Below are 24677 nucleotides of genomic sequence, written 5' to 3'. Positions count from 1 at the left end.
CCTTGTAGGTTAGAACATAAATACAGCGATTATCGATACCGCACCCTGTAATCACTTCCTAGCCGTCTCGGGAAGTTGGCCTTTTTCTGCGCTGAGTCCATGTCAGCCACAAAGTGATCAACAAGAGGAGCTAAGATGAACTCCCCCAAGCATAAAAGCACTAAACCATTATTGATACTGCTACTGGTATTTGTGCTACCTGTGGTGGCGGCTAAGTTGGTGCTCAGCATGAACCTGTATCACGGTGGAGCGACCAACAAGGGCGAACTGCTGATGCCTGATACCACATATAGCCAGCTCGACATGAGTAACCCTCATCCCAAATCATGGCAGATGATCTACTTGTTACCCGCACACTGTGATAGCCCTTGCCTCAACCGCCTGTATATTTTACACCAAAGTCATATTGCCCTAGGACGTGACCAATTAAGAGTCACCCCCATTATTTTGCTGCAAGAAAATAGCGATCGCCCCGCTCTTGAGGGGTTTGACTTTGCTACCGCCAAGGCCAGTCATGACGTTAGCGCACTACTGGCGCAGCAACAGCTGATCATTGTCGACCCCCTTGGGGCTATGGTGATGCGTTATCAGCAGGTGGACACTAAAGATCAGCAAGTATTACTGGGTAAGGCCATGGTGGCAGATTTACGCAAGATGCTTAAATTATCGAGGATAGGCTAATGCAGATGACGCCACTGCTAAAACTCACATTAGTATTTACCTTATGTGTCATCTTAATGGGCGCCTATACCCGCTTGTCTGATGCTGGGCTTGGTTGCCCAGACTGGCCCGGCTGCTACGGCATGCTAAAAGTGCCTACACAAAGCCATGAATTAAGCCAAGTGCAGCAAGCCTTCCCCGAGCATACAGTCGATACCCAAAAAGCCTGGCTAGAGATGATACACCGCTATATTGCCGGTACCCTTGGGCTACTGGTACTGTATATTTTATATATCAGTTTTAAAATTCAAGATGCCCCTAAAAAACTGCCTAGCGTTATCGCACTCCTACTCCTATTTCAGGCGGCACTGGGCATGTGGACGGTCACCATGCAGCTGATGCCTATAGTGGTGATGTCACACCTCATTGGCGGCTTTAGCTTACTGTCGCTGTTATGGCTCTTGTATTTACGCACCACACCGTTGCGCATTGTAGGGGGAGATCCTCAAGTGAGAAAACTCGCGCCCTTCGCACTACTCTGCCTTGTCGTGTTAGTGCTGCAAATTATGCTTGGCGGCTGGACCTCATCTAATTACGCCGCCCTCGCCTGTACTGCGTTACCCATCTGCGAGGGCGACTGGCTCAATAATCTGCAACCCCTGCAAGCGTTCAACTTGTTCTACCAAACAGAAGGCAGCTACGAATTTGGGGTGCTCGATTACGCATCACGCATGACCATACATGTCACGCACCGGATGGGCGCGATTATCACCGCCACACTGCTTCTCTGGCTCGCCTATCGGCTATTGATACAGGCAAGATCGGCCATGATTAAGCGCAGCGCTTGGGTGCTTACCACCTTACTAGTAATACAAGTGGGGCTGGGGATCGCCAATGTCGTGCTGCATCTGCCGCTTGGCATTGCCGTGGCTCATAACGCGGGGGCAGCTTTATTGCTGCTGACCATGATCTTTATTAATTACACCCTGTGGCGTAAAGCATAAGCGAGGCAGCGATGACAAAACCGATAACGCTCAGCAATCCAGCAGCCAGCCATATTCAATGGCGCGCCTATTTAGAGATGACCAAGCCTAAAGTGGTGGCGTTAATGTTACTTACGGTATTGGTGGGTATGTGCTTAGCCGTGCCAGGGGCTGTCCCTCTGCAACCTTTGGTTGCTGGCCTTGTGGGTATCGGCATGATGGCTGGGGCGGCTGCGGCCTATAATCATCTTATTGATCGCCGTATAGATGGTCTCATGGCGCGCACCTACAATCGCCCACTGCCTAAAGGCCGTATCTCCATCGTTAAAGCGATGATATTTGCTACCACTATGGCATTGCTGGGCTTTATCCTTTTGTATGCCTTAGTCAATCCACTCACCGCTTGGTTAACATTTGCCAGTCTCGTTGGCTATGCGGTGATCTACACCGCCTACCTAAAGCGCGCGACACCACAAAATATTGTCGTAGGCGGACTCGCAGGAGCCATGCCGCCACTATTAGGTTGGACCGCCATCACTGGCGAGTTTCATGCTAATGCCCTGTTATTGGTGATCATCATTTTTGCCTGGACCCCGCCCCACTTTTGGGCATTAGCGATTCACCGTAAAACCGAATATGCCAAGGTGGATGTGCCTATGCTGCCGGTGACTCACGGCGTTGAGTTTACTAAAACCTGCATCTTGCTCTATACCATATTATTGGCTCTTGCCTGCCTTTATCCTGTGCTGGTTGGTATGTGCGGCCCGCTCTACTTAATCGGTTCGACACTGCTTAGCTGTGGCTTTATCTACAAGGCGTGGCAGCTCAAATATCGCGATAAGCCGGAATTAGCAATGCAAGTGTTTCGATTTTCCATTTACCATCTTATGGCCTTATTTTTAATTTTGTTAGTCGACCACTATTTATGGAGTTAACGCCTGTGAAAAAAATTGTGCTGCTGGGCATACTACTGGTGTGTGCAACATTGGGGGCGATAACCGCTTATACACTTAACCAAACAGCGACGCCGCCATTAAGCTTAACCACCAGCTATTTATATCCCACTAAACGGCCTTTATCACAGTTCAACTTAGTTGACCAACATGGGCAAGCATTTACCAACCAACAATTATTACATAAATGGAGTCTGGTGTTTGTCGGCTATACCTCATGCCCCGATGTGTGCCCTACTACGATGGCAAAACTGGCCGCCGCAGTGCAGAGCTTACCGCCGGAGCTGGATTTACAAGTGATCTTTTTATCTGTAGATCCGAGCCGTGATACGCCAGATAAGTTATTAGATTATGTGAATTTTTTTAATTCTGACTTTATAGCGGTCACCGCGCCACACGCGCAGCTACTGCCGCTGACCCGCGAGCTTGGATTTGTTTATGCCATGGTTGGCGAGGGGGAGAATTATCAGGTAGATCATAGCGCCTCGATGACACTCATCTCACCGCAAGGTGAACGCTACGCGACGGTTAAACCTAAGCTGACACAACTCAGCAGCCTGCCGCAGATCTCAACCCAAAACTTGGTCGCCGACCTGCAGCAACTCACCGCCAATGACGCGCTGTAAACAGCAAGCTGCATCGCCCGCATGGATAACGCCGTATCATTGGCTTTAAGCTAACGCCTGCTACTCTTTAACCCAAGTACCGTCGTTTTTAGGTCGCACCCAAGCTTGGGAGAACCAATAGTAACGCCCACTTTGCTTACTGGGCGCAGTACAGTTGTAGCGTGACCGACCTGGTGGCAGGTCGAGTCCTGCGCGCACAACAAACTCATCTTCACTTACCCACAGTGGCTTAGCGGCTCCCTGTCCTTGTATAAAGCACATCAACTGGTGAGGGTAGATATCACTCATGTCTAGCTTAACCTTCATCTCTGGACGCCAATCACCTAGCGCTAGCTCGGTATTCGACGGAGACAATGCCAATACCGGCATGTTTAAACTGTACAACTTCACTTTTAAGCTAGACAGATCCGCATAGGTGCCCGCCACCGGGAAGCGAGGTAACGCCGTTAAGCTAGAATAATGGCCTGCGGCCCCCGACTGTTGCCCAAACCCGACAAAGCCTAGCTTGCTCAGCAATGCTTCTATCGCCGCGTTATATTCGCCATAAGGGTAAGCCAACATCTTCAAACTCTGACCCGTTTTCGCCACTATTTGCGCTTCGGTTGCCAACAGATTAGTTTCAATACGCGTCAACCAATCGGATTCGGTTTCACCGTCGAGACGACGGATCAAATGCTCATGCCCCCAACTGTGGTTCGCCAACTCGACGCCATCAGCGGCTAACAGCTTCAAGGTCGTCCAATTCATCACATCACGATATTGCTGCTCTATTGGCTCGACAGCGATAAAGATGGTGTAAGGAAAACCATATTCTTTTAAAATTGGATGGGCATTATCGGCAATGTTTTGATAGCCATCATCGAAAGTGATCGCCACCGTTTTATCGGCAAAGGCTTTATCGGCTTTGAGTCCATCGACCACCTCTGACAGAGGGATAACGGTAAAGCCATTATCACTCAGGTAGGCCATCTGTTGACGAAACTCTAATGGCGTCACACTGGTGACCCTAGGTGTATCTTCTGACACATGATGATACTGTAAAATCACCACCGCCTGAGCCGAAAAGCTCAAGCAGCATATCAGCGTAACTAAAACGCGTTTTAACATATTAAGTAACCTCTGAGAATCTATGTCCCTAGTTAATTTACTGTTAGATAAACAGAAAAACAGGCATTTGCTTGCACTTGCTTTGCCCATGATTCTGTCAAACATTACCGTGCCCTTATTAGGCTTAGTCGATACGGCCGTGGTGGGACATCTGAGTAACGCTTATTATTTAGGGGGTGTTGCTGTCGGCTCAACCCTTATTACTTTGCTCTTATGGGTACTGGGGTTTCTGCGCATGTCTACCACAGGTTTGGTGGCACAGGCCTTTGGGGCTGGCGACACGCAAGCGCAATATCGACTGTTGTTGCAATCGGCCAGTTTAGCCCTGTTACTGGGAACTGCAGCTATCTTATTTCAGTCGCCTATTATGACCTTGGCACTATCACTATCTGATGCGAGCGCCGAGGTACTCTATTACAGCCAGGCTTACTTTCATATACGGATCTGGTCGACTCCCTTTGCGCTGATGAACTTAGCCATGCTGGGGTGGCTCCTCGGAAGGCAACAACCCAAAGCCGCCATGTGGCAACTGATCGCGGCCAATTGTACCAATATTTTATTGGATCTGTTATTTGTTATCGCATTCGATTGGGGCGTACAGGGTGCGGCATGGGCATCGGTATTTGCCGATATCACGGGCTTTGCGGTAGCGGCGACCATGGTGTCCCGAGTGATTGCCAAACAGGGTGGCTTTCACCTACTCACTTTATGTCGCCAATTATCACTTCGCAGCTACCACAAACTCTTGGGACTCAATCGCGATATCTTTATTCGTAGCCTCTGCTTACAACTCACATTTGCCTTTATGACCTTCGAAGGCGCCAGCTTAGGCGACAATACCGTCGCGGCCAATGCGGTATTACTCAACCTATTATTGTTAATTTCCTATGCCTTAGATGGTATCGCCTACTACGCCGAGGCTGAAGTGGGGCGGGCCTTTGGCGAACACAATCCACAGCGAATGTCAGGGGCGGTGACATTAGCCACCCTATGGTCAGCCATCGCTGCCCTGCTATTTGTATTATGCTTTGCCACACTAGGCGGAGAATTCATTACCCTCCTCACCAGTATTGATGCGGTGCAGCAAGTGGCACAAGAGTACCTGATTTGGGTGATATTTATGCCGTTTTTGGCGTTTGGCTCTTACCTGTTTGATGGTGTTTATATTGGCGCAGCCGAAGGTGCCACCATGCGTAATAGCATGATATTGTCGACCTTTGGCGTGTTTTTTCCCACATGGTGGCTACTGCAAGACAGTGGTAATCATGCCTTATGGGCCGCGATGAGTGTGTTTATGCTTGCCAGAAGTGTCACCCTTGCATGGCATTATCACTATCGTTTAAAAACCAGATTAATGCAGGCCTAGCGCCCCCATAGGATGGTGATGCACCATTGGCGACAAAATAAAACGGGATGACCTAAGTCATCCCGTAATAAACGTCATCCTGCAACAAGCAGAATTCATCCAATAAGATTACTGGTATGAATGGTCGCCATGCTGATGTTCTGTCACATCACGTACGCCAGTCAATTCGCCTGGGAACATATCAAGTAGTTGCTTCTCGATACCATCCTTCAGAGTCACATCAACCATAGAACAACCGTTACATCCACCACCAAATTGGAGTACAGCAACGCCTGCGGCATCGATTTCAACCAGCATGATGTTACCACCATGGCTAGCCAGCTGTGGATTGATTTCAGATTGAATCACGTACTCGATACGCTCTTTCAATGGCGCATCATTATCGACTTTACGCATCTTGGCATTAGGCGCTTTGAGCGTCAGTTGCGAACCGAGTTGATCGGTGACGAAATCAATTGAGGCATCTTCCAGAAAAGGAGCGCTCTTTTCATCAACCATGGCATGAAAACCATTAAACTCTAGCTCGATATCATCGGCTTCAACGGCATCGGGTGGGCAATAAGACACGCCGCACTCTGCCGATGGAGTACCAGGGCTGATAACAAATACGCGAATATGAGTTCCTTCAGGCTGATCAGCGAGTAGCTTTACAAAATGTGCCTGAGCTGCATCGGAAATGGTGATCATTAAGACATGCTCCGTCAGGTTAAACCCGAGTGTTTTAGTAAGAATTACCGCTATGATACTCCGACTCCTATCAGCTTTGTAGCCCCTATGGCGATTAGTCAGTAATTTTTTGTCTAAAAAGTGTCGTATAAAGTGACTACTGGCTATAGTAACGACTTGACCGAGCTGTTAATTTAACCTTTATATACAATAATAAAGACTCTAATGATGCTGCGACTCTGCCTACTGCTGCTGTTTTTTACGCCACTTATTGCTCAAGCAGCATCGATTAATCAAAATGTGACTATCGCCACATCTGCTTTAGAAACAACCTCGGCCATCGAATCACCGAGCCAGTTTTTAGGTTATCCACTAGGCAGCTGGCATCTACGGCACGACCAAATAAACTTCTATCTCAAGCAGTTAGCACGCCAAAGCCCTCGGGTTAGCCTCGAGTCGACTGGCAACAGCCATGAAGCCCGCTCACAACTCACGGCGGTGATCACCTCGGCAGTAAACCAAGCCAATCTTAAACAGATCATGGCTCAGCGCGCACAAGTTAAAAGCGGCCAGCCACAAACGGGGCCCTTGATCATCTGGTTGGCCTATAGCATTCATGGTGACGAAGCCAGTGGTGCGCATGCCGCATTAACTGTGAGCCATCAGCTCAGTAGTAGCCAAGAGCCTTGGGTTATCGACTTGCTCGATAACGCTGTGGTACTCATTACCCCAACCCAAAACCCTGATGGTTTAGACCGCTTTTCTACTTGGGCCAATAACTACACTGGCAAAGTAAAAAACAGTGATGGCAACCATAATGAACATCAACAAAATTGGCCCGCTGGGCGTTCAAATCATTATTTTGCCGACCTTAATCGTGACTGGCTGTTCTTGCGCCATCCGGAGACGCGCGCACGCATCGCCCTGTTTCATCGCTGGCAACCCCACTATGTTGGCGACTTTCATGAAATGGGCCACAACCAAAGTTACTTCTTTCAACCTGGAGTGCCTAAACGCACTCATCCGCTGACCCCAGAAGAAAATCAACAACTGACCCTTAAACTAGCCGCTTACCATGCCAAGGCGCTCGATACACGGCAGCAACCCTATTTTAGCCAACAAATGTTTGATGACTTTTACTATGGTAAAGGCTCAACCTACCCTGATATCAACGGCTCTGTCGGGATGCTGTTTGAGCAGGCCAGTGTACGTGGACAGCAACAGGAATCTGACAATGGCATGCTGGTTTTTGAACAGGCGATTGCAAACCAAGTGGCGACGTCGTTTTCCAGCCTTAAAGGCGCGTTAGCGCTTAAACAAGAGTTACAACAGTTTCAAACACGCTTTTATCAACGTAAGGATAAGCATCAGCCTTCGGGGCGCGAAAGCGGCTTATTGATCAGCACGAGTCACGATCCGGGCCGGCGCGATGACTTAGCCCAGGTGTTACAGCAGCATCAGATCCTATTTTTTTACCTGCGAGAAGGTCTGCGCCAAGGACGCCATGATTACGCGCCGCGCGATAGCCTATTTATCCCGATTAATCAGCCGCAAAAAAGTCTACTACTGGCACTATTTGATCAACGCACCGAATTCGACGATGCCACCTTTTATGATGTCTCCAGTTGGAACTTCACCTACGCCTATCATTTACAACTGGCCCGCGATGTCAGCCTAGATGTGGATACACTCAGCAGCCAGCGCCCGCTTGACGCGCCACTAAGCATTGCTGCTGACAGCGTAGCCGTGCTCATTGATTGGCGACAACATCATGCGGCGACCGTACTACAGCAGCTCCTTAGTCATGGGGTTAAAGTAAAATTTGCCGCCAAACCATTCAGTATCATGACCGCAACTGGTGAGAGCGATTTTACCGCCGGCACATTGCAAATCGCCCTAGGTCGTCAAACCATGGCGAGCGCACCATTAAAAGAACTGCTTATTTCGCTCGCCACTCACCATCGGCTCACCATGGCCACGGTTACCAGTAGCCGCGCGTTATCAGGTATCGATTTAGGCAGTCCTGATTTTCACCCTATTGCGCCAATCAAAGCTGTGGTGATCACAGGTTATGGTACCTCGGCGTCAGAAGTGGGTGAGCTAGGGTATTTTATGGATCAACATTTGGCGGCGCCGCTCACTCAAGTGGATGTGTCTCGCTTGCCGAGTCTGCCCCTTAACCGATACACCCATCTGTTTCTTGCCGATGGCAGCTATCAAAATGTCGATGAAAAGCTCGCCCGTAAACTGGGGCAGTTTGTTAATAATGGCGGGGTGATCGTGGCGCAAAAGGGGGCCTTAAGCTGGCTAAGCAAAGGCAACTTATTAAAGAGTGATGTGAGAAATCCACGCGCATTTGAACAGCTATTTGCCACTGATGGCATGCGCTTTGAAGAGCAAGCGACACTACAGGCACGCCAAGCGATTGGCGGAGCCATACTGGCACTGGCTCTTGATACCTCTCACCCGATTAATTTCGGCCTACAAGGCAGCACTCTGCCGATACTCAAGAATAAGCCACTGGGATTACTCGCCGGTTCAAGCGCCTTTACCACCGCCGCGAATTACGCTGATGAACCGCTACTGGATGGCTATCTGGCAAAGGAATATCAACGCAGCTTGAGCCAAACACCAGCCATTCGAGTTGAACGCCATGGTCAGGGAGCGATAGTGGCGCTAACCGATAACCTACTGTTTAGAAATAGCTGGCTCGACGCGCAAAAGGTCTACAGTAACAGCCTCTATTTCATTCCGGCGCTGCACTGAAGCCACCCACTTACTGCTTAACGACACACGGCACTTACTTAAGTAAGTGCCGTGTGTCGTTAGGTCGTTTAAGCAAAGCGAGCAACATGGCGCGCCATGCTAATGCTTACACCACTAAGTGCTTACATGATAAAGCTCAAGTAGCCTTTTAAAATAACCACATTGACGATATCGATAAAGAAAGCACCCACAATGGGCACCACCATAAAGGCTTGTGGCGAAGGCCCGGTTCTCGAGACTAATGCCCCCATATTCATCACTGCGGTTGGCGTCGCCCCCATACCAAAACCACAGTGGCCACCTGCCATCACTGCGGCATCATAATTACTGCCCATCAGTTTAAAGGTAACAAAGTAGGCAAATAGCGCCAACACTACCGTTTGAATGAGTAAAATAATCAATAGCGGCACCGCGAGGTCAAAAATTTCCCACAGCTTTAAGTTCATCAATGCCATAGACAAAAACAGCGATAAAGACACGGTACCAATTACATCCACGCTTTCGCTATTAATTTTATAGCCACGCGATAGCTCGGTGATATTGGTGATCATCACGCCAAAAAACAGCGCATAAACAAAGTCTGGCATCCGTAACCAGCTGAGTTCGAACATACTCACCAACGAGCTAAACCACTTAGCACCGCCCACACAGAGCAGCAAAATAAACAACACCTCAAGAATGCTCTTAGCGGTAACTCGGTCTTCTTCTAATTGATCATAAGTCACCAAATCTGGGTGATCTTTATGATGGTTGCCCCCCACGCCATAAGAGGAAACTAGGCCATGTTTATTGATGAGTCGCTGCGCAACGGGGCCACCAATAATACCGCCCATCACGAGCCCAAACGTGGCTGCAGCCATCGCAAACTCAAGGGTATTGATACCATAATTGTTAGAGAAGGTTTGCGCCCAAGCGGCGCCTGTACCATGGCCCCCCGACAGGGTAATTGACCCTGCAATTAAGCCCATTAGAGGTTCTAGCCCTAATGCGGAAGCCATGCCAACTCCCACCGCATTTTGAATCACAATATAAAGAGAGGCGATACCTAAAAAGAGAAAGACCTTAGTACCGCCTTTCATCAATAATTTGTAACTTGCCGCTAAACCCACTGTGGCAAAAAACATCATCATCAAGGTGTTTTGCATCGACAGCGTAAACTCTAACGAGATCTGATTAAAATGCAGTATGGCGATAATCGCAGCGATAATTAAACCGCCAACTATGGGCTCTGGGATATTATATTTTTTAAATACAGGCACATGACGATTGACCGAGTGACCGATAAACAGCACTAAAATGGCCACCAGAAACGACTCTAACTCTCCAACAGAATAAACAGTATTCATAACACTCCTATTTCGGCAAAACCGTCCGCAACGACCGATACTACAGCGTCTATCGCGGCCTCACCCTATGCGCCGGGCTCATAACAAAATGAGTCTGGCGGTTAAAACAATCCCATTTAGTGCGGTAACGATTGATTAAGCATAATCGTTTAAACGCCACGCGCTATCCAGAGACGCCAACAGAGTCATTCTGCAACGCATCCGAACAAGTTAACAATGGGTAATTATCTCAGTGACTGGAAAATGAAATTGGGTAAATTTATGCGCTTAGTGCTAAGACGCATTTTCGGATGAATGTTCAATCTCAACCGCTAAACGCTCACGTTCAGCCTTCGAAATATATTTAGGCTTACCTGTGTGATGAAGCTTAGCGTTCGCTTTCTTCGCCTTAGCTTTTAGGGTTTGATTGATTTTTTTCTTTCTATTCATGGCGGCGAGTATACCCCAAAAATGGCTATTTGTGAGCCTGCAGCGCCACGTCAGTACATTTTTAAAGCAAGCATCTACTAGCGTAGTTGTGTGATATATCTCAAACTATTAAGTAAACTCAAATATTAAATCATTTTAAATCATACAGTAAAGAAAAAGGCATTACTAAAATTCGCCCACAAAAAAGCACAGCCTTAACTATGCTTTTGTTTTAATCATCTGCTTATCATTTAGTCACAACCCAGAGTGCATGCAGCAATCCGGGGACAAAAAACAGCAAACATAAAATGATATTGATCAGCAGATCTTTACCGACACCGCTTTTTAAAAATACCGCAACCGGGGGCAATAAGATGGCAATAATCACCAGTAATAATTTATTTGTATCCATTTTAGCCGCTTCCTTATGTCATCACTTTTGCTTTGGCCAAGCCAACAACTCAGGCTCAGCCCATGTGTGTAATTGACGCTCAATGGCCTCATGACCAAACCACTCACCCGATGTCGGCGTCACTAAGTAAGAGTACATTTGTCCTGACCACTCGAAATGTAATCCATAGGCGTGTAAATACCCCCTATCCGCGGGCGCACCACCATAAAGTTCGTCCCCTAAAATAGGCACACCGAGACTGGCTAACGCCACGCGTAATTGGTGGGTCTTACCACTTAAAGGCTTAAGCAAATAGAGCCGCAGCCCTTCGGCAACTGACTGCGAAAAAAACTGCGTCACCGCTGGATTTTCAATGCTACGTAGTAATTTATACATGCTACGGCGCGACTTTGCCATATCACCTATGATGCTGCCCTGCTTCTTCTTGGGTTTTCCCTTCGCCAGCGCGAGGTAATATTTCTGAACTTGGTGCGTGGTAAACATCGCCGTAAAACGGGCCGCGGCTTGGCTGCTTTTAGCAAACAACAATAGCCCAGAGGTCATGGTATCGAGCCGATGTACAGAGTAGAGCTTAATTGCTAAATCTTGCTCAATCTGCGCCATCACGCCCGCGCTACCATCTTGGCTGTGAAAATGCACCTTGGGTGACTTATCGATCACTAAAAAATCGGCTTCATCGGCGATGATCTGATACATGTGGACCTATGTAGGTTAGGAAAATTCAATGGTGACAATCAACCCAGGTTGATTGTCACTGAGAGTAATGCGCGCATTATGACGCTGTAAAATGGCTTTCACTAGCGATAATCCTAACCCGGTGCCTTTATGGTGACGGCTGGGATCGAGCCGTACTAAGCGATCAAACACCTTTTCGGTCGCCTCAGGCGGAATACCCGGGCCATTATCGATAATTTGTACTTGGTTTCCACGCTGCACTATCTGCACACTGGCGCCTTGGCCTGCATACTTAATCGCGTTATCGACCAGATTAAATAAAGCTTGGAACAACAAGTATTTATCGCCCATCACCGTATAATCGTCAGCGGTTTGCAGCGACAATGTTTGCTCGTTAAGCTCCGCCATTGCATCTGCCATCTCATACAAGTCGCCACACAGGGCTTGTAGGCTTAGGGGCTGCAGTTCGAGAATTTGTTGCCCCTCTTCGATACGGGTTAATGACAACATGGCATCGAAGGTGGCTAAACAATCGTCGAGTTCCTCGGTTAAGATTGCGCAGGCTTCACCGAGTTCATCTACCGACTTATTGGGCAGCTGTTCTATCCCCATGCGCAGATGTGACAGCGGAGTGCGCAAATCGTGAGCGATATTGTCGGTAGCCCCTCGCACCGCGTTAAGGTTGTTCTCTAGAGTATCTAATACGCCATTAAATTTTACCGCCAGCATGTCGAATTCATCTTGACGCCAACTCACGGGTAACCGTGTCGAGTATTCCCCTTTTTCGATACGGCGGCTTAAACGATTGTACTGCACTAAGCGGCGTAGGATCGCCTTAGAAAACAGGTAACCTAAGGCTAAAGTTAATACAATGGTCAACATCAGAGCGGTGATCGCCGCGTTCACAAATCGCTCGATTAAGGTCGCTAACTGGTCGGTTCGCGTGGCAATTAACACAGGGCCATAACGGGTGATAACTAAGCCACCCGTTAGAATATGCAGCTTGTCTGCCCCTCCCGCCAAAATAGGAAACTCTCGGGTTTCAGGCAAGATAGGCATGTCATCGGGCATGAGGCTCAAGGCCCCGACTAGATCGAGCGAGCTGCGCCACACCACTAGGGCAGTTTTGGGGTCGGCGGTACGAATTTGAGTCGCAAAACTGCGTCTATCGAGCGTCAGCGCCATCTGTTGATAGCGCTGTTTTTCTGCCGCTAAATGTTGATTGGTTTGCAGCTCTTGCTCGTTAATCAGCTGGCGATACATACCAAATAGCAAGGTGCCAATGATCAGGGTCACTAAGCCCGAAAAGATGATAGTGATCCGCCAGGCACTACTCTGGTAGGGCTTAATGCCCTTGACGTAGGCGATAACCAGCCCCTCGAACGGTTTCGATTAGTTCACCAAAGCCAAGCTCTTCAAACTTGCGACGCAGCTTAGCTATATGCACATCAATCACATTAGTGCGCGGATCAAAGTGATAGTCCCATACCGCTTCAAACAGCAAGGTACGACTGATCACCTGATTAGGATGTTCCATCAAGTACTTAAGCAATTGAAACTCTTTGGGTTGCAGCGGGATCTCATGGCCTGCCAAGGTCACTTTACGCGTTAGCAGCTCCATCACCAAATTGCCGACGGCTAATTCGGTGTGCGCAGGCGCCGAGTTGCCTCGTTGCATCAGTTTTTCTGCACGCACTAATAGCTCCGAAAAAGCAAACGGCTTGGTCATGTAATCGTCGCCACCAGCTCTAAGGCCCTTAACTCGCTCATCCACGTGGCTAAGGGCCGATAAGATCAGCACAGGGGTTTGATTACCCGTTGCTCGTAGCGCGGCTAATACCTTGAGTCCGTCAAGCTGGGGTAGCATGCGGTCTAAAATAATCAGATCGTATTGCATACTCGTCGCAAGCAGCAGACCTTGATGGCCATCGCTTGCGGTTTCAATATTGTGCCCTTGTTCGGTAAAGCCTTTCACCACATAATCGATGGTGGTAGCGTCATCTTCTACGAGCAATATTTTCATTAAGTTAATCCCACTTAAGTAGGGGCAAAGGCCGCTGATTTTCAATATCAAACGCCAAGCGACGTTTGCCATATTGATCAATTAATTTAAGCTCTAAGTAACTGATCCCTAAGTCATGATCGAGTTGTGCTTCGACAATATGTGCCGTGCTATCGCCCATGGCTGTTTTAAGCAACTGTGAAAACTCCAGATCCATATCCTGCATCAGGCGCACAGCTTTCAGTTCGTCACGATCGTCGGCCTCTAAGGTTGCCACTTTCTGCCTAATAAGCTTGCCATCTTTAGCCCAAAATTCAAATTCTGTCACGGTATCGGCTTGGGTGTTGATCATACTCACTTCATAGATCAGCTCACCATTAACCACATCGATATCAAATTCTGAGATAATCCCACGGTAGCTTTTCTCCGCTTGCGCAATGATCTGCTGCGGGGTCAGACTCTGGCTATCTGATAGTAACTCCAGAACTGTCGAGTTCGCGCTGGCAAACCCAGCAACACTGACACTAGATAACAGCACTAAGCTGATTAACCAACGAGCCATAACTCCTCCATAAAATGTTTAATATCGGTATCTTAACCCCAGCAACAAGCTGCGGGCTAGCGTTAATCTGCTAGGAGATCGATTTCATCAATTGCAATCTCAACCCCTTGCCATTCATCATCCACCTCACCTTTTAGGGTAACAGTGGTGTTGGTTAACACCTCAATATCACGCCATAAGGCATTGTCGATTTCGACTTCTACCTCACCACTCTGGTCTTTAAACAGGTATTTTCCTCCCCTAGGCTCTTTATCAGGTGTCCTGTGAGCGCAACGGGAGTATCAGGTCTAGCCTTAGCCGCTTCTGCTGCCGTCTGCACCGCAGATGGGCTGGCATAGCTATAGGCCACCACGCTAGGCAAGGTCAATACACAAGCTAATATTAATGAACCCGTTAATTTTCTAGTCATATTTGCTCCTATACCGCACTTATCTCAATAAGCGAATTGTAGAGCCCCTATGATGGAAAAGAGATGGAACAAAGATTAATGATTGATCATACAATCGACTAGGGCGAGTTAGCCTGCAGCACAGATTTCTAGGATATGGATAAGCTCTGATTTCAGTGCCACCTCAGTCTCAACCCCAGGGGCTAGGGCAAGCTTTTGCGCCAAATGTAACGGCACCTCTGCGTTAAGGCTATGCTTTACGCCCTTGATACTGGCAACAATGCGCATGGTTTCGCCCATCGCCAAGGTCGACTCCACAGTGATAATCAACTTATTAAAGCTGCGACACAGGCGTCCTTTGGTGATGGAGTTAAACCGAATACCTTGATTGGGGATCACCCAACGCACCGTGGAGCCAATATCTAGGCTGTCAAAATAACTGCTGGCGATGAGGTGATCACCAAACTTCAACCAAGTGATCTGCCGCGCTTCTTCTTGCGCCACCACCTCGGCATCAAACACATTGCGCAGTCCCATCTGCTTTGCCACCGCTTCATTACGTGGCCGGGTGAGTACGTCTCTGGGAGCGCCTTGTTGTAACAACACGCCTTGGCTGATTAAAATCATGCTATCGGCGAGCAACAGGGCTTCATTGAGATCATGAGTGACCATAATCACCGGAATCGCTAACTGCTCTTTAAGCCTCGCTAACTCAAGATACAGGCGCTCGCGGGTTTCGCGATCGACCGCAGAAAAAGGCTCATCAAGCAGCAATACCGAAGGCTGACGCGCTAAGGCGCGTGCTAAAGCGACCCGTTGACGCTGGCCACCCGACAAATTAGCGGGGAGTCGGTCAGGCAGGCCATGTAAATTGACTCGCTCTAACCAATCTTTGGCTCGAGTAACGCGCTCGTCCTTGGGGATATGATCGAGCGCCGCCACCACATTTTCGAGCGCCGTCATATTGGGAAACAAACCAAAGTGTTGCGGCACATAGCCTAAATGACGCTGCTGCGGAGTAAGGTAATCGCCCTGCTGGCTATTAAACCACTGACGCTCACCGTAGCGGATCTCACCCGCTTGAGGCTTGGCTAATCCGGCGATCATCCGCAGTAGCGTCGACTTACCGCCTCCCGATGGCCCCACTACCGCCAACACTTCTCCAGCACGGCAGGTAAACTCGGCATCGAGCACTATCTCTTGGGTTTGATTAACCCTGCAATACAGATCAGCGACGTCTTGAGACACTTAAGCCTCCTAAGCGGCGTGACAGACTGGTGGTCAGCGCTAGTGCCGTAACCGCAAACAGCAGTAATACCAACGACATCTGCCCTGCACTGGCAAAATCGAAGGCTTGTACGCTGTCATAAATAGAGATGGCGATGGTCTTAGTTTCACCGGCAATGTTGCCGCCCATCATCAATACCACCCCAAATTCACCCAATACATGCGAAAAACAGAGTACTAAGGCGGTCAGCACACCAGGCCATACGAGGGGCAGCTCAATTTTGGTTAACGCTTTAAACGGACTCATACCACAACACGCTGCAGCGTCACGCACCTCTTCGGGTACTGCCTCAAAGGCACGTTGAATGGGCTGAATAGCAAACGGAATATTGACTAACACCGAGGCGACCACCAACCCAGAAAAGTGGAATACTAACTGCTGGCCAAGCACATTTTGTAGCAACTGGCCTAACCAAGACTGACTGCCAAGTCCCACCAGCAAGTAATAGCCGATAACGGTAGGCGGTAACACCAAAGGCACCATGATCAAGGCTTCGACCCAAGATTTGCCGCGAAATTGATGATAGGCCAACAAGCGCCCTACCCAGATAGCGAAAGGGATCAGTATGAGCACGGTTACAGTGCTCAATTTGATCGATAAGCCTAACGCCTGCCAATCCATCTGTTACTCTCCCGGTGCTGTGAGTTCAGGCAAACTAAAACCAAAGTCGGTAAACACCGAGCGCGACCTTGCCTGCTGCAAGTAACCATAAAAGAGTTTGGCGGTATCGCCCGCTTTCTCGGTCAATACCATGCGTTGATTGAGCGGCGTATGCCATTCACTGGGCAACGCCACATAGTGGCCAACGGCTTGAAATTGGGGTGCCATCGCCAAAGATAACGCCACAATGCCGCCATCGGTGGAGCCACTCAAGGCAAATTGGGCGGCTTGGGAGACATTTTCGCCAAATATAAGGTGGGATTGTACTTGCTGCCACATACCAAGATGCTCAAAGTATTCGCGAGCTCGCTCACCATAGGGCGCATGATCGGGATTGGCGATGGCAAACCGTTGTAGCAGGCCTTGTTGCAGCATGCTTTTTAACCCCTCTAGCTGGGGATCTAACGCTAATGCAGAGGTTTTTGGAGCCGCTAAGGCTAGACGCCCAATGGCATACAACACGCCATCGCTAGTGGTGACACCAAGCTTATGCAACTGATAAATATATTTATCATCGGCTGATAAAAACAGTTCAAACGGCGCGCCATGGCGGATCTGCGCCACTAAATTACCCGAAGAGCCATAGGAGATACGCACTCGCTGTCCCGTATCTTGGGTAAAATTAGCGGCAATTTTATCGAGCGCAAACTTAATGTTGGCCGCCGCAGCGATGGCGGGGACGTCACTTGCCCAGCTTGGCGATGCGCCGACACACATAATGAATATCGCCACAGCGCGAATAAAGCTCTTCACACTACTCTCCCCAATGCTAGCAAAACGCCATCTTAGAATACGCCTAAATCGCGGCTATTTTTGTTGCCACATCTGCGCCGCTTGTTCATCGGCATCTTTGGCTTCGACCCAATTTTTACCCTGATCGCCCGCCTCTAGCTTCCAAAATGGCGCCTTAGTTTTAAGGAAATCAATTAAAAACTCACAGGCGGCGAACGCGGCCTTACGGTGCGCACTGGTGACACCAATAAACACTATCTGCTCGCCAAGCGCCATGGTCCCCACGCGGTGAATGATGGTCACCTTGTTGAGCGGCCAGCGCTCACGCGCCTGTGCAGTGATTTGTTGCAGCACGGCCTCTGTCATACCGGGGTAATGCTCTAAGGTGAGATCGGTAACAGCACTGCCATCATTAAAATCACGCACTTTACCCACAAACGTCACCACAGCGCCGTCGCTATTATCATCGGCAATACGGGCATACTCTTGTGGCACGCTAAAATCGTCAGTCTGCACCAATACCCGATCGAACATCGCTGTCATATTAGCCTCCCGTCACTGGAGGAAAGAAGGCCACTTCATCGCCATCTTCCACTGGGGAATCCCAGCTGCTAATGGTTTGATTAACGGCTACCAGCAACTTATCTGAGGCCAGCACTTTAGCCCACTTGTCATCTTTGGCCGCCAGCTGCGCCCGCAATCCTTCAGCGGTACGCGTCACATCGGATGCCTCTACCTTTATCGAACCTTCACCCAATAGCTCACGAACTTGAGCAAAAAAAAGTACATTTATCATTTATCGACACCTTAAACGCTTGTAGCCGTTATACCTTGAAGTGACCCGATTTGCCGCCACGCTTCTCTAGGAGACGTGTCTGCGAAATCAGCATATCTTTTTGCACCGCTTTACACATATCGTAAATCGTCAACGCCGCCACGGAGGCCGCAGTAAGGGCTTCCATCTCAACCCCTGTCTTACCCGATAACTTACATAAGCTGGTAATACGCACTCGATTAAACTCGGGCTGCGCCTCAAGCTCAACCTCAACCTTAGTCAGCATCAATGGGTGGCACAGTGGAATTAAATCGGAGGTTTTCTTCGCCGCTTGAATACCGGCAATACGCGCCGTAGCAAATACGTCACCTTTATGGTGGCTGCCGCTCATGATCATCTCAAGGGTCGCAGGCGCCATTTCGATAAAGGCTTCGGCGCGAGCTTCGCGCTCGGTAACCGCTTTTTCGGTCACATCGACCATATGGGCATTACCGTCGGCATTAATATGGGTGAATTGGTTACTCATCTGTCGCTACCTTTTTGAGATGCATTACAAAGTTACAAGGCCTATGTGTGGCGTCAAGTTGTTGTTTAATAATCTGGTTCCAGCCAGTACGGCAGGCTCCAGTTGAGCCTGGCAAACAAAAAATCGCCGTCTTATTGGCAAAACCGCCTAATGCACGAGATTGCACCGTCGAGGTGCCAAGCTCGTTATAAGTGATGTGGCGAAATAACTCACCAAAGCCATCAATATCACGGTCAAACAGTGGGCGCACGGCTTCAGGAGTATTGTCACGTTCGGTAAAGCCTGTCCCACCTGTGGTGATGATAACTTGTATGTCACCGGCCGCGATCCATTGTGACAGCTGCGCGCGGATCTGGTATTTATCGTCTTTACACAACTGACGATCCAACAAGCGATGACCAGCATCGACAACCGCATCGGCTAAAAACTGGCCCGATGTATCGCGGCTCAGATCGCGAGTATCTGATAGGGTTAAGATCGCAATATTTAATGGTATAAATTTCGAAGTAGTACAATGACCCATAACGCCTCTTCACTCAATAATGGATTCGATAACCAGCCATAGCATCTGGCTGGCAGCCGAGTATACCTATGCACTAACGCCGTGGTATTGCGTTAGGTCATAGAAGCCGATTAACCGCCAATAGATGCTAAATGCTGGGTAACGCCAGTGATGCCGTCATGAAGAAAATGGGTTTGCTTTTTGGTCTGCAGTTGACCATGCAACCGCTCGATAAGCTCGCTGCGCTGCTCACGTTGCTGTAGCAAGTCTCGAAGATCGACGCCGTGTTCGGTAAAGAGACATAAGTGCAATTTACCTTTAGCCGATACCCGCAGACGATTACAGTTAGCACAGAAGTTTTTCTCATAAGGCATGATCAAACCAATACGGCCTTTAAAGTCGTTATGGCTGAAGTTTTGCGCTGGCCCATCATCAATTGCCGAACGGTCTAAATGCCAGCCGTCTTGTATTAGCTGAGCTTTAATGTCCGCACCAGCAAGGTGATGCGCCTGAAAATAGTCACGCCCTAAGCCAGTTTCCATCAATTCGATAAAACGCAGATCGATAGGCGTATTTTTAATCCAGTGCAAAAAGCGCGGTAAGTCTTTGTCGTTCAGGCCTTTCAGCAGCACAGCATTAATTTTCACCCGCTCGAAGCCGGCCGATAATGCCGCATCGACGCCACGCATCACCTCATCGAACTTGTTTTCGCCGGTGATCTGATAAAACATGCGCGGATCTAAGCTATCAACAGAGACATTGATGCGTCTTAAGCCCGCATCAAACCATTCCTTTGCGTGCTTTTCTAAGCGGTAACCGTTGGTGGTCGTGGCAATAGTGGAGATATTGTCGTTATCGGCCACAATACGAATAATGTCGCTAAAGTCTTTACGCAGGCTGGGCTCGCCACCCGTAATACGAATTTTTTGTGTACCCACTTCGCCAAAGGCGCCGACTAGATTTTCAATCTCATTAAGATCTAAAAACTTAGGCTTACCATCGGGACGGTAGCCATCGGGGAGGCAGTAAGTGCATTTGAAATTACAAACATCAGTGACTGACATCCGTAAATAGTGAAATCTTCGACCGAAATTGTCTTGTAGTTGAGACATGATCACCTTTCCAAGTAAGGGGAGGTGAGTCAATTTCTCTTCTCACCCCGGTGGCACTATTGCCACGGCTTACTGTCCATATCATAGACGTAGGACAGAAAGCTCGGAGAACCGTCGTTTGCTAATTATAGGCCGATTTGCTGCCTAGTTAACACCTTTCACGCCACATTTTTACTCCGCCCCCCTGTCACCGTTAACATTCTGTGACAGCGCTCACGCAGATAATTGCTATCAATTAGTCTATCTTGACTGCTTAAACTCTGTGCCATCTAGCAAATTTAAGGTAAGGTGTTGGCAAAGAATAAAACACCCGTTTCAATCGGGGGATAAGTAATAAAAGAGGTGAAGTGATGGAACGCGAATCGATGGAGTTTGACGTTGTTATCGTTGGGGCTGGGCCTGCAGGCCTAGCCACAGCGTGTCGACTAATGCAGATATCCCAAGACAGTGGCCAAGAGTTATCTGTCTGCGTGGTAGAAAAAGGCTCTGAAGTCGGTGCCCATATTTTATCTGGCGCCGTGTTTGAACCTAAGGTACTGGGTGAGCTCTTTAGTGATTGGAAAACTACAGGTGCGCCTCTTCATACTGCAGTCACTCACGATGAACTCTTTATGTTGGGATCTGAGTCCGCTTCGCGTGCCATGCCTAATGCCTTAATCCCCAAGACAATGCACAATGAGGGGAACTACATCATCAGCGTCGGCAACCTTGCCCGGTGGTTGGCTGAGCGCGCCGAAGCACTTGGCGTTGAGATTTTTCCCGGCTTCCCCGCCAGCGAACTGCTGTTTAATGACGACAACAGCGTCAAAGGCATCATCATTGGCGACATGGGCATTGGCGCTGATGGCCAACCTAAAGACAGCTATGAACCGGGTATGGAACTGCATGCCAAATACACCGTCTTTAGTGAAGGTTGCCGTGGCCATTTAGGTAAACAACTGATCGAAAAATACCACCTAGACAATGGCAAGACGCCACAGCACTATGGCCTAGGGTTTAAAGAGATCTGGAAAGTCCCTGCCGAGCAGCACCAGCAAGGTAAAGTGGTCCATACTGGCGGTTGGCCGCTCAATGATGGTGCATCGGGTGGCGGTTTCCTATACCACTTAGAAGATAATCAAGTGGCGGTGGGGTTAATTATCGACCTTAACTATCAAAATCCGCATCTCAGTCCTTTTGATGAGTTCCAGCGTTATAAGACCCATCCAGTGATCAGTCAATATTTGCAAAATGGTGAACGTATCAGCTATGGCGCACGCGCCATTACCAAGGGCGGACTAAATTCACTGCCCAAAATGAGCTTTCCTGGCGGACTGATCATCGGCTGTGATGCCGGCACCCTTAACTTTGCCAAGATCAAAGGCACCCACACTGCCATGAAGAGTGGCATGATTGCTGCTGAGACCATCTGTCATGCATTACATGCCGGGGTAGACGGTGGCAAAGATCTCGACTGTTACCAAGAAAAATTTGAACAAAGCTGGCTGCAAGAGGAGCTCTATACCTCACGTAACTTTGGCCCTGCAATGCACAAATTTGGCGCTTACCTTGGTGGCGCATTTAACTATATTGACCAAAACTGGTTTGGCGGCAAGTTCCCTATCACGCTGCGCGACGAGCATCCTGATCACGCTCAAATGGCCGAAGTGGGTGCCTACAATAAAATTGATTACCCTAAGCCTGACGGTAAGCTCAGCTTCGACAAGCTCTCTTCGGTGTACTTGTCAAACACCTATCATGAAGAAGATCAACGCTGTCACCTGCGTTTAACAGACGAGAGTATTCCACTGCAGGTTAACCTAGTAAAATTTGATGAACCCGCCCAGCGTTACTGCCCCGCCGGGGTATATGAAATCGTTGAAGAAGCGGGCGAAAAGAAATTTATGATCAATGCTCAAAACTGCATCCATTGTAAAACCTGCGACATTAAAGACCCCAGCCAAAACATCACCTGGGTAACGCCAGAAGGCGGCGGAGGCCCCAATTACCCTAATATGTAACCAACTTAGTTGTAAATAAAAACACGCTCACATGAGCGTGTTTTTGCTTGCGCTTGTGATAATAAGTAACCATAATCGCTCACCATACCTACAAGCGTTACCTAAAGCGCACATTTAACATCATCCTACCAATACACTATCGAATGTTTGAGCATGTTTGATCATTCTTGCTCGGCCTTAGATTGACTCATCAAATTAGCTACCGCTATTTAACAATTGTAGATGTGAGTGACCGCTATGACGCTTAATATGCTAACCATTAAACAAAAAATCTTACTCACCGTCGCCTTGGCCGTGTTGTTATCAACCGCCCTCGTCGGTGTGCTCAGTCAACGCAGTGCCAAAGATGTGGTCGAGCAACGCATGCTGACCTCTGAACTGCCCAACACCCTGTTTGCGATCCGCAATAAAATTGAAATGGATATCGCTATTCTGCTGGAGGCCGCCGAGCAACTCGCCAGTAGCAAAATGTTGAAACAGTGGCTGGTCGCCGGACGTCCTGCTGAAAGCGAAGCGATTGTCATCGAGCAGCTCAAGAGTATGCAGCAGCAATATCAGCTAGCTCAAACCTCTTATGCTGACCGCGAAACCGGCGCCTATTATACCCAAGACGGTTTTTTACGCGTCCTAAGCCCAGAGCAAGATGGCTGGTTCTTCGACTATAGAGACAGTCGTCAAGAGCGCATGCTCAACGTATTTACCGAGGCCAATGGCGAGGTCAAACTGTTTATCAACTACCAGCAACCCAATGACAGAGGTTTAGTGGGGCTGGGGAAATCCCTAGACGATATGGTGCGCCTACTCGGCTCATTCACCATAGAACAGAGCGGATTTGTCTACCTTGTTGACGCTAAAGGTCAGGTACAGCTGCACCAAGATACCAGCCAAATTGGCAAGGCCAATGTCGCCTCTCTCTATCCGCAAAGTGATACTCAATCTCTATTATCTAAAAGCGAATTTAAGCTGATCAGAACCGAAATAGACGGCGAGTCAGTATTAGTTGCCAGCAGTTATTTAACCTCGATGGATTGGTATGTAATCGCTCAAGTGCCCGAAAGTGAAGTGTTTGCCTTATTAGAAGAGTCCGCCTACCAAATTTTAATGTGGACCGTACTGATCGCCGCCGCCTTTATTGGTTTGGCCGTGATCGTCGCAAGCTCTGTCAGCCAACCTATCGCCAAAGTCGCTAACATGCTCCAAGATATTGGCCAAGGCGAAGGCGATTTACGCCAACGTCTGCCCGTTGATGGCAATGATGAACTGGCCCAACTGGCGCAAGGGTTTAATAGTTTTATCGAAAAAATTCAACGATCTATTATCGAAGTTACCGACACCAGTGTACAGTTAAGCCACGCGGCTAAAGAGGTGGCCGAACAAGCCCAGCAAACTTTAGATGACAGCCTGCTACAGAAAGATCAAACCATGATGGTGGTGACCGCGATTAATCAAATGGGCGCTACGGTTCACGAAATTGCTGGCAACGCAGCGCAAGCAGCCGACAGTGCAAAAGAGGCCGATCGAGAGTCTAAATCGGGCCAAGATGTTGCAGGTGATGCACGCGATACCATCAACGCCCTGTCGCAGGATGTTGAACAAGTGGGCAATGTTATTGAATCTCTCGCCAACCACACCACTTCTATCGGCAGTATTTTAGATGTGATCCGCGCCGTGTCTGACCAAACCAATTTACTGGCATTAAACGCTGCTATCGAAGCGGCGCGTGCCGGTGAAGCTGGCCGAGGCTTTGCCGTGGTCGCCGAAGAGGTACGTAATCTCGCCTCTCGCACCGCGGTATCAACCGATGAAGTACAAAAAATGATTGATAACTTGCAAGCCGAAGCAGCCCGAGCTGTCGCTGCGATGCAGCAAAGCAAAAGTCGCAGCGAACAAGGGGTGCAGGCCGTTGATAAGGCGCGCCATTCATTAGTCGAGATAAGCCAACAGATTGGTGCCATCAGCGACATGAATATCCAAGTGGCTGCTGCAACTGAAGAGCAATCGACCGTGGTGGAAGACATTAATCGCAATGTCACCGAGATCAGTGAGATCACCCAGCGCACGACGGAAACGTCCAATGCCGTCGCGCAAGCCAGCCAATCGCTTAATCAACTGGCCTTACGCTTAGACACTTTAGTCGCGGGCTTTAAAGTGTAAAACCCTGA

27 protein-coding genes and 1 riboswitch are annotated in these 24677 nt (G+C 48.8%); of the genes, 8 read left to right on the top strand and 19 right to left on the bottom strand.

Annotation, left to right across the window (positions count from 1 at the left end; all coding sequences use genetic code 11):
• Nucleotides 1-135 precede the first annotated feature (135 nt).
• The 4 genes from AC5YBX_RS00470 to AC5YBX_RS00455 are packed head-to-tail and all read left to right on the top strand — an operon-like array spanning nucleotide 136 to nucleotide 3222.
• Nucleotides 136-681, top strand: coding sequence for a redox-active disulfide-containing membrane protein (locus tag AC5YBX_RS00470; protein ID WP_494520373.1), 546 nt, complete (start codon nucleotides 136-138; stop codon nucleotides 679-681).
• Nucleotides 681-1664 (top strand): COX15/CtaA family protein, encoded by a 984-nt coding sequence (locus tag AC5YBX_RS00465; protein ID WP_494520374.1) that lies wholly within the window; start codon nucleotides 681-683, stop codon nucleotides 1662-1664. The genes AC5YBX_RS00470 and AC5YBX_RS00465 overlap by 1 nt, the downstream gene beginning before the upstream one ends.
• An 11-nt stretch (nucleotides 1665-1675) precedes the next feature.
• A complete protein-coding gene (gene cyoE / locus AC5YBX_RS00460; RefSeq protein WP_110458711.1) occupies nucleotides 1676-2578 on the top strand; it encodes a heme o synthase in 903 nt (300 codons plus the stop codon).
• Nucleotides 2569-3222 (top strand): SCO family protein, encoded by a 654-nt coding sequence (locus AC5YBX_RS00455; protein ID WP_494524211.1) that lies wholly within the window; start codon nucleotides 2569-2571, stop codon nucleotides 3220-3222. The genes cyoE and AC5YBX_RS00455 overlap by 10 nt, the downstream gene beginning before the upstream one ends.
• Nucleotides 3223-3282: 60 nt before the next feature.
• Here AC5YBX_RS00455 and AC5YBX_RS00450 read toward each other — a convergent pair whose 3' ends face one another.
• Entirely contained in the window at nucleotides 3283-4329 is a 1047-nt protein-coding gene (locus tag AC5YBX_RS00450; protein ID WP_494524210.1) for a polysaccharide deacetylase family protein, read from the bottom strand.
• Between the two features lie 22 nt (nucleotides 4330-4351).
• Between AC5YBX_RS00450 and AC5YBX_RS00445 the strand changes: the two genes are divergently transcribed.
• A complete protein-coding gene (locus tag AC5YBX_RS00445; RefSeq protein WP_475515474.1) occupies nucleotides 4352-5695 on the top strand; it encodes an MATE family efflux transporter in 1344 nt (447 codons plus the stop codon).
• 108 nt (nucleotides 5696-5803) lie between these two features.
• Here AC5YBX_RS00445 and nfuA read toward each other — a convergent pair whose 3' ends face one another.
• Complete coding sequence (gene nfuA, locus AC5YBX_RS00440) at nucleotides 5804-6382, bottom strand: Fe-S biogenesis protein NfuA (RefSeq protein ID WP_110458715.1); 579 nt, start codon at nucleotides 6380-6382, stop codon at nucleotides 5804-5806.
• A gap of 204 nt (nucleotides 6383-6586) precedes the next feature.
• On the opposite strand from nfuA, the gene AC5YBX_RS00435 reads away from it, so the two are divergent.
• Nucleotides 6587-9127 (top strand): M14 family zinc carboxypeptidase, encoded by a 2541-nt coding sequence (locus AC5YBX_RS00435; protein WP_494524209.1) that lies wholly within the window; start codon nucleotides 6587-6589, stop codon nucleotides 9125-9127.
• Between the two features lie 122 nt (nucleotides 9128-9249).
• Here the strand turns inward: AC5YBX_RS00435 and gltS are convergent, their stop codons facing one another.
• The 17 genes from gltS to moaA form a co-directional block, all read right to left on the bottom strand.
• Complete coding sequence (gene gltS / locus AC5YBX_RS00430; protein ID WP_494520380.1) at nucleotides 9250-10473, bottom strand: sodium/glutamate symporter; 1224 nt, start codon at nucleotides 10471-10473, stop codon at nucleotides 9250-9252.
• Nucleotides 10474-10746: 273 nt separating this feature from the next.
• Nucleotides 10747-10902, bottom strand: coding sequence for a DUF2986 domain-containing protein (locus AC5YBX_RS00425; protein ID WP_110458832.1), 156 nt, complete (start codon nucleotides 10900-10902; stop codon nucleotides 10747-10749).
• Nucleotides 10903-11128: 226 nt separating this feature from the next.
• Nucleotides 11129-11293 (bottom strand): YqaE/Pmp3 family membrane protein, encoded by a 165-nt coding sequence (locus tag AC5YBX_RS00420; protein WP_494520381.1) that lies wholly within the window; start codon nucleotides 11291-11293, stop codon nucleotides 11129-11131.
• A gap of 21 nt (nucleotides 11294-11314) precedes the next feature.
• The gene (locus tag AC5YBX_RS00415; RefSeq protein WP_494520382.1) at nucleotides 11315-11989 is read right to left on the bottom strand and encodes a TIGR01621 family pseudouridine synthase; all 675 of its coding nucleotides are present in this window, start codon (nucleotides 11987-11989) and stop codon (nucleotides 11315-11317) included.
• A 15-nt stretch (nucleotides 11990-12004) separates the two neighbouring features.
• On the bottom strand, nucleotides 12005-13264 hold the full coding sequence (locus tag AC5YBX_RS00410) for a sensor histidine kinase (RefSeq protein ID WP_494520383.1): 1260 nt from the start codon (nucleotides 13262-13264) through the stop codon (nucleotides 12005-12007).
• A 49-nt stretch (nucleotides 13265-13313) separates the two neighbouring features.
• Nucleotides 13314-13991, bottom strand: coding sequence for a response regulator transcription factor (locus AC5YBX_RS00405; RefSeq protein ID WP_475515467.1), 678 nt, complete (start codon nucleotides 13989-13991; stop codon nucleotides 13314-13316).
• A 4-nt stretch (nucleotides 13992-13995) separates the two neighbouring features.
• Entirely contained in the window at nucleotides 13996-14532 is a 537-nt protein-coding gene (locus AC5YBX_RS00400) for a PepSY domain-containing protein (RefSeq protein ID WP_494520384.1), read from the bottom strand.
• A gap of 62 nt (nucleotides 14533-14594) precedes the next feature.
• Complete coding sequence (locus tag AC5YBX_RS00395; protein WP_494524781.1) at nucleotides 14595-14723, bottom strand: hypothetical protein; 129 nt, start codon at nucleotides 14721-14723, stop codon at nucleotides 14595-14597.
• Nucleotides 14724-14731: 8 nt separating this feature from the next.
• Nucleotides 14732-14941 (bottom strand): hypothetical protein, encoded by a 210-nt coding sequence (locus tag AC5YBX_RS00390; protein ID WP_494520385.1) that lies wholly within the window; start codon nucleotides 14939-14941, stop codon nucleotides 14732-14734.
• 108 nt (nucleotides 14942-15049) lie between these two features.
• Nucleotides 15050-16168 carry an ABC transporter ATP-binding protein gene (locus tag AC5YBX_RS00385; RefSeq protein WP_494520386.1) on the bottom strand — a complete coding sequence of 373 codons (1119 nt, stop codon included), beginning with the start codon at nucleotides 16166-16168 and terminating at the stop codon, nucleotides 15050-15052.
• Entirely contained in the window at nucleotides 16149-16829 is a 681-nt protein-coding gene (gene modB, locus AC5YBX_RS00380; RefSeq protein ID WP_475515463.1) for a molybdate ABC transporter permease subunit, read from the bottom strand. The genes AC5YBX_RS00385 and modB overlap by 20 nt, the downstream gene beginning before the upstream one ends.
• A gap of 3 nt (nucleotides 16830-16832) precedes the next feature.
• On the bottom strand, nucleotides 16833-17585 hold the full coding sequence (gene modA, locus AC5YBX_RS00375; RefSeq protein WP_494521555.1) for a molybdate ABC transporter substrate-binding protein: 753 nt from the start codon (nucleotides 17583-17585) through the stop codon (nucleotides 16833-16835).
• Between the two features lie 90 nt (nucleotides 17586-17675).
• Nucleotides 17676-18143, bottom strand: a complete 468-nt coding sequence (gene moaE, locus AC5YBX_RS00370) for a molybdopterin synthase catalytic subunit MoaE (protein ID WP_162599231.1) — start codon at nucleotides 18141-18143, stop codon at nucleotides 17676-17678.
• 1 nt (nucleotide 18144) lies between these two features.
• On the bottom strand, nucleotides 18145-18396 hold the full coding sequence (gene moaD, locus AC5YBX_RS00365; RefSeq protein WP_494520387.1) for a molybdopterin synthase sulfur carrier subunit: 252 nt from the start codon (nucleotides 18394-18396) through the stop codon (nucleotides 18145-18147).
• Nucleotides 18397-18424: 28 nt separating this feature from the next.
• Nucleotides 18425-18901 (bottom strand): cyclic pyranopterin monophosphate synthase MoaC, encoded by a 477-nt coding sequence (moaC, locus tag AC5YBX_RS00360; protein WP_110458727.1) that lies wholly within the window; start codon nucleotides 18899-18901, stop codon nucleotides 18425-18427.
• The gene (moaB, locus tag AC5YBX_RS00355; RefSeq protein ID WP_494520388.1) at nucleotides 18894-19424 is read right to left on the bottom strand and encodes a molybdenum cofactor biosynthesis protein B; all 531 of its coding nucleotides are present in this window, start codon (nucleotides 19422-19424) and stop codon (nucleotides 18894-18896) included. The genes moaC and moaB overlap by 8 nt, the downstream gene beginning before the upstream one ends.
• A gap of 110 nt (nucleotides 19425-19534) precedes the next feature.
• A complete protein-coding gene (moaA, locus tag AC5YBX_RS00350; RefSeq protein ID WP_494520389.1) occupies nucleotides 19535-20515 on the bottom strand; it encodes a GTP 3',8-cyclase MoaA in 981 nt (326 codons plus the stop codon).
• Nucleotides 20503-20636: riboswitch (molybdenum cofactor riboswitch) on the bottom strand. Its footprint overlaps the gene before it by 13 nt.
• 229 nt (nucleotides 20637-20865) lie before the next feature.
• Between moaA and AC5YBX_RS00345 the strand changes: the two genes are divergently transcribed.
• Nucleotides 20866-22515, top strand: coding sequence for an electron transfer flavoprotein-ubiquinone oxidoreductase (locus AC5YBX_RS00345; protein WP_494520390.1), 1650 nt, complete (start codon nucleotides 20866-20868; stop codon nucleotides 22513-22515).
• A 237-nt stretch (nucleotides 22516-22752) separates the two neighbouring features.
• Nucleotides 22753-24669 (top strand): methyl-accepting chemotaxis protein, encoded by a 1917-nt coding sequence (locus tag AC5YBX_RS00340; RefSeq protein WP_494524208.1) that lies wholly within the window; start codon nucleotides 22753-22755, stop codon nucleotides 24667-24669.
• Nucleotides 24670-24677 lie beyond the last annotated feature (8 nt).

It is taken from the genome of Shewanella sp. 492 (assembly GCF_059338445.1).
The sequence above is the reverse complement of the archived record's forward strand: the minus strand, read 5'-3'. Positions and strand labels throughout refer to the sequence as shown.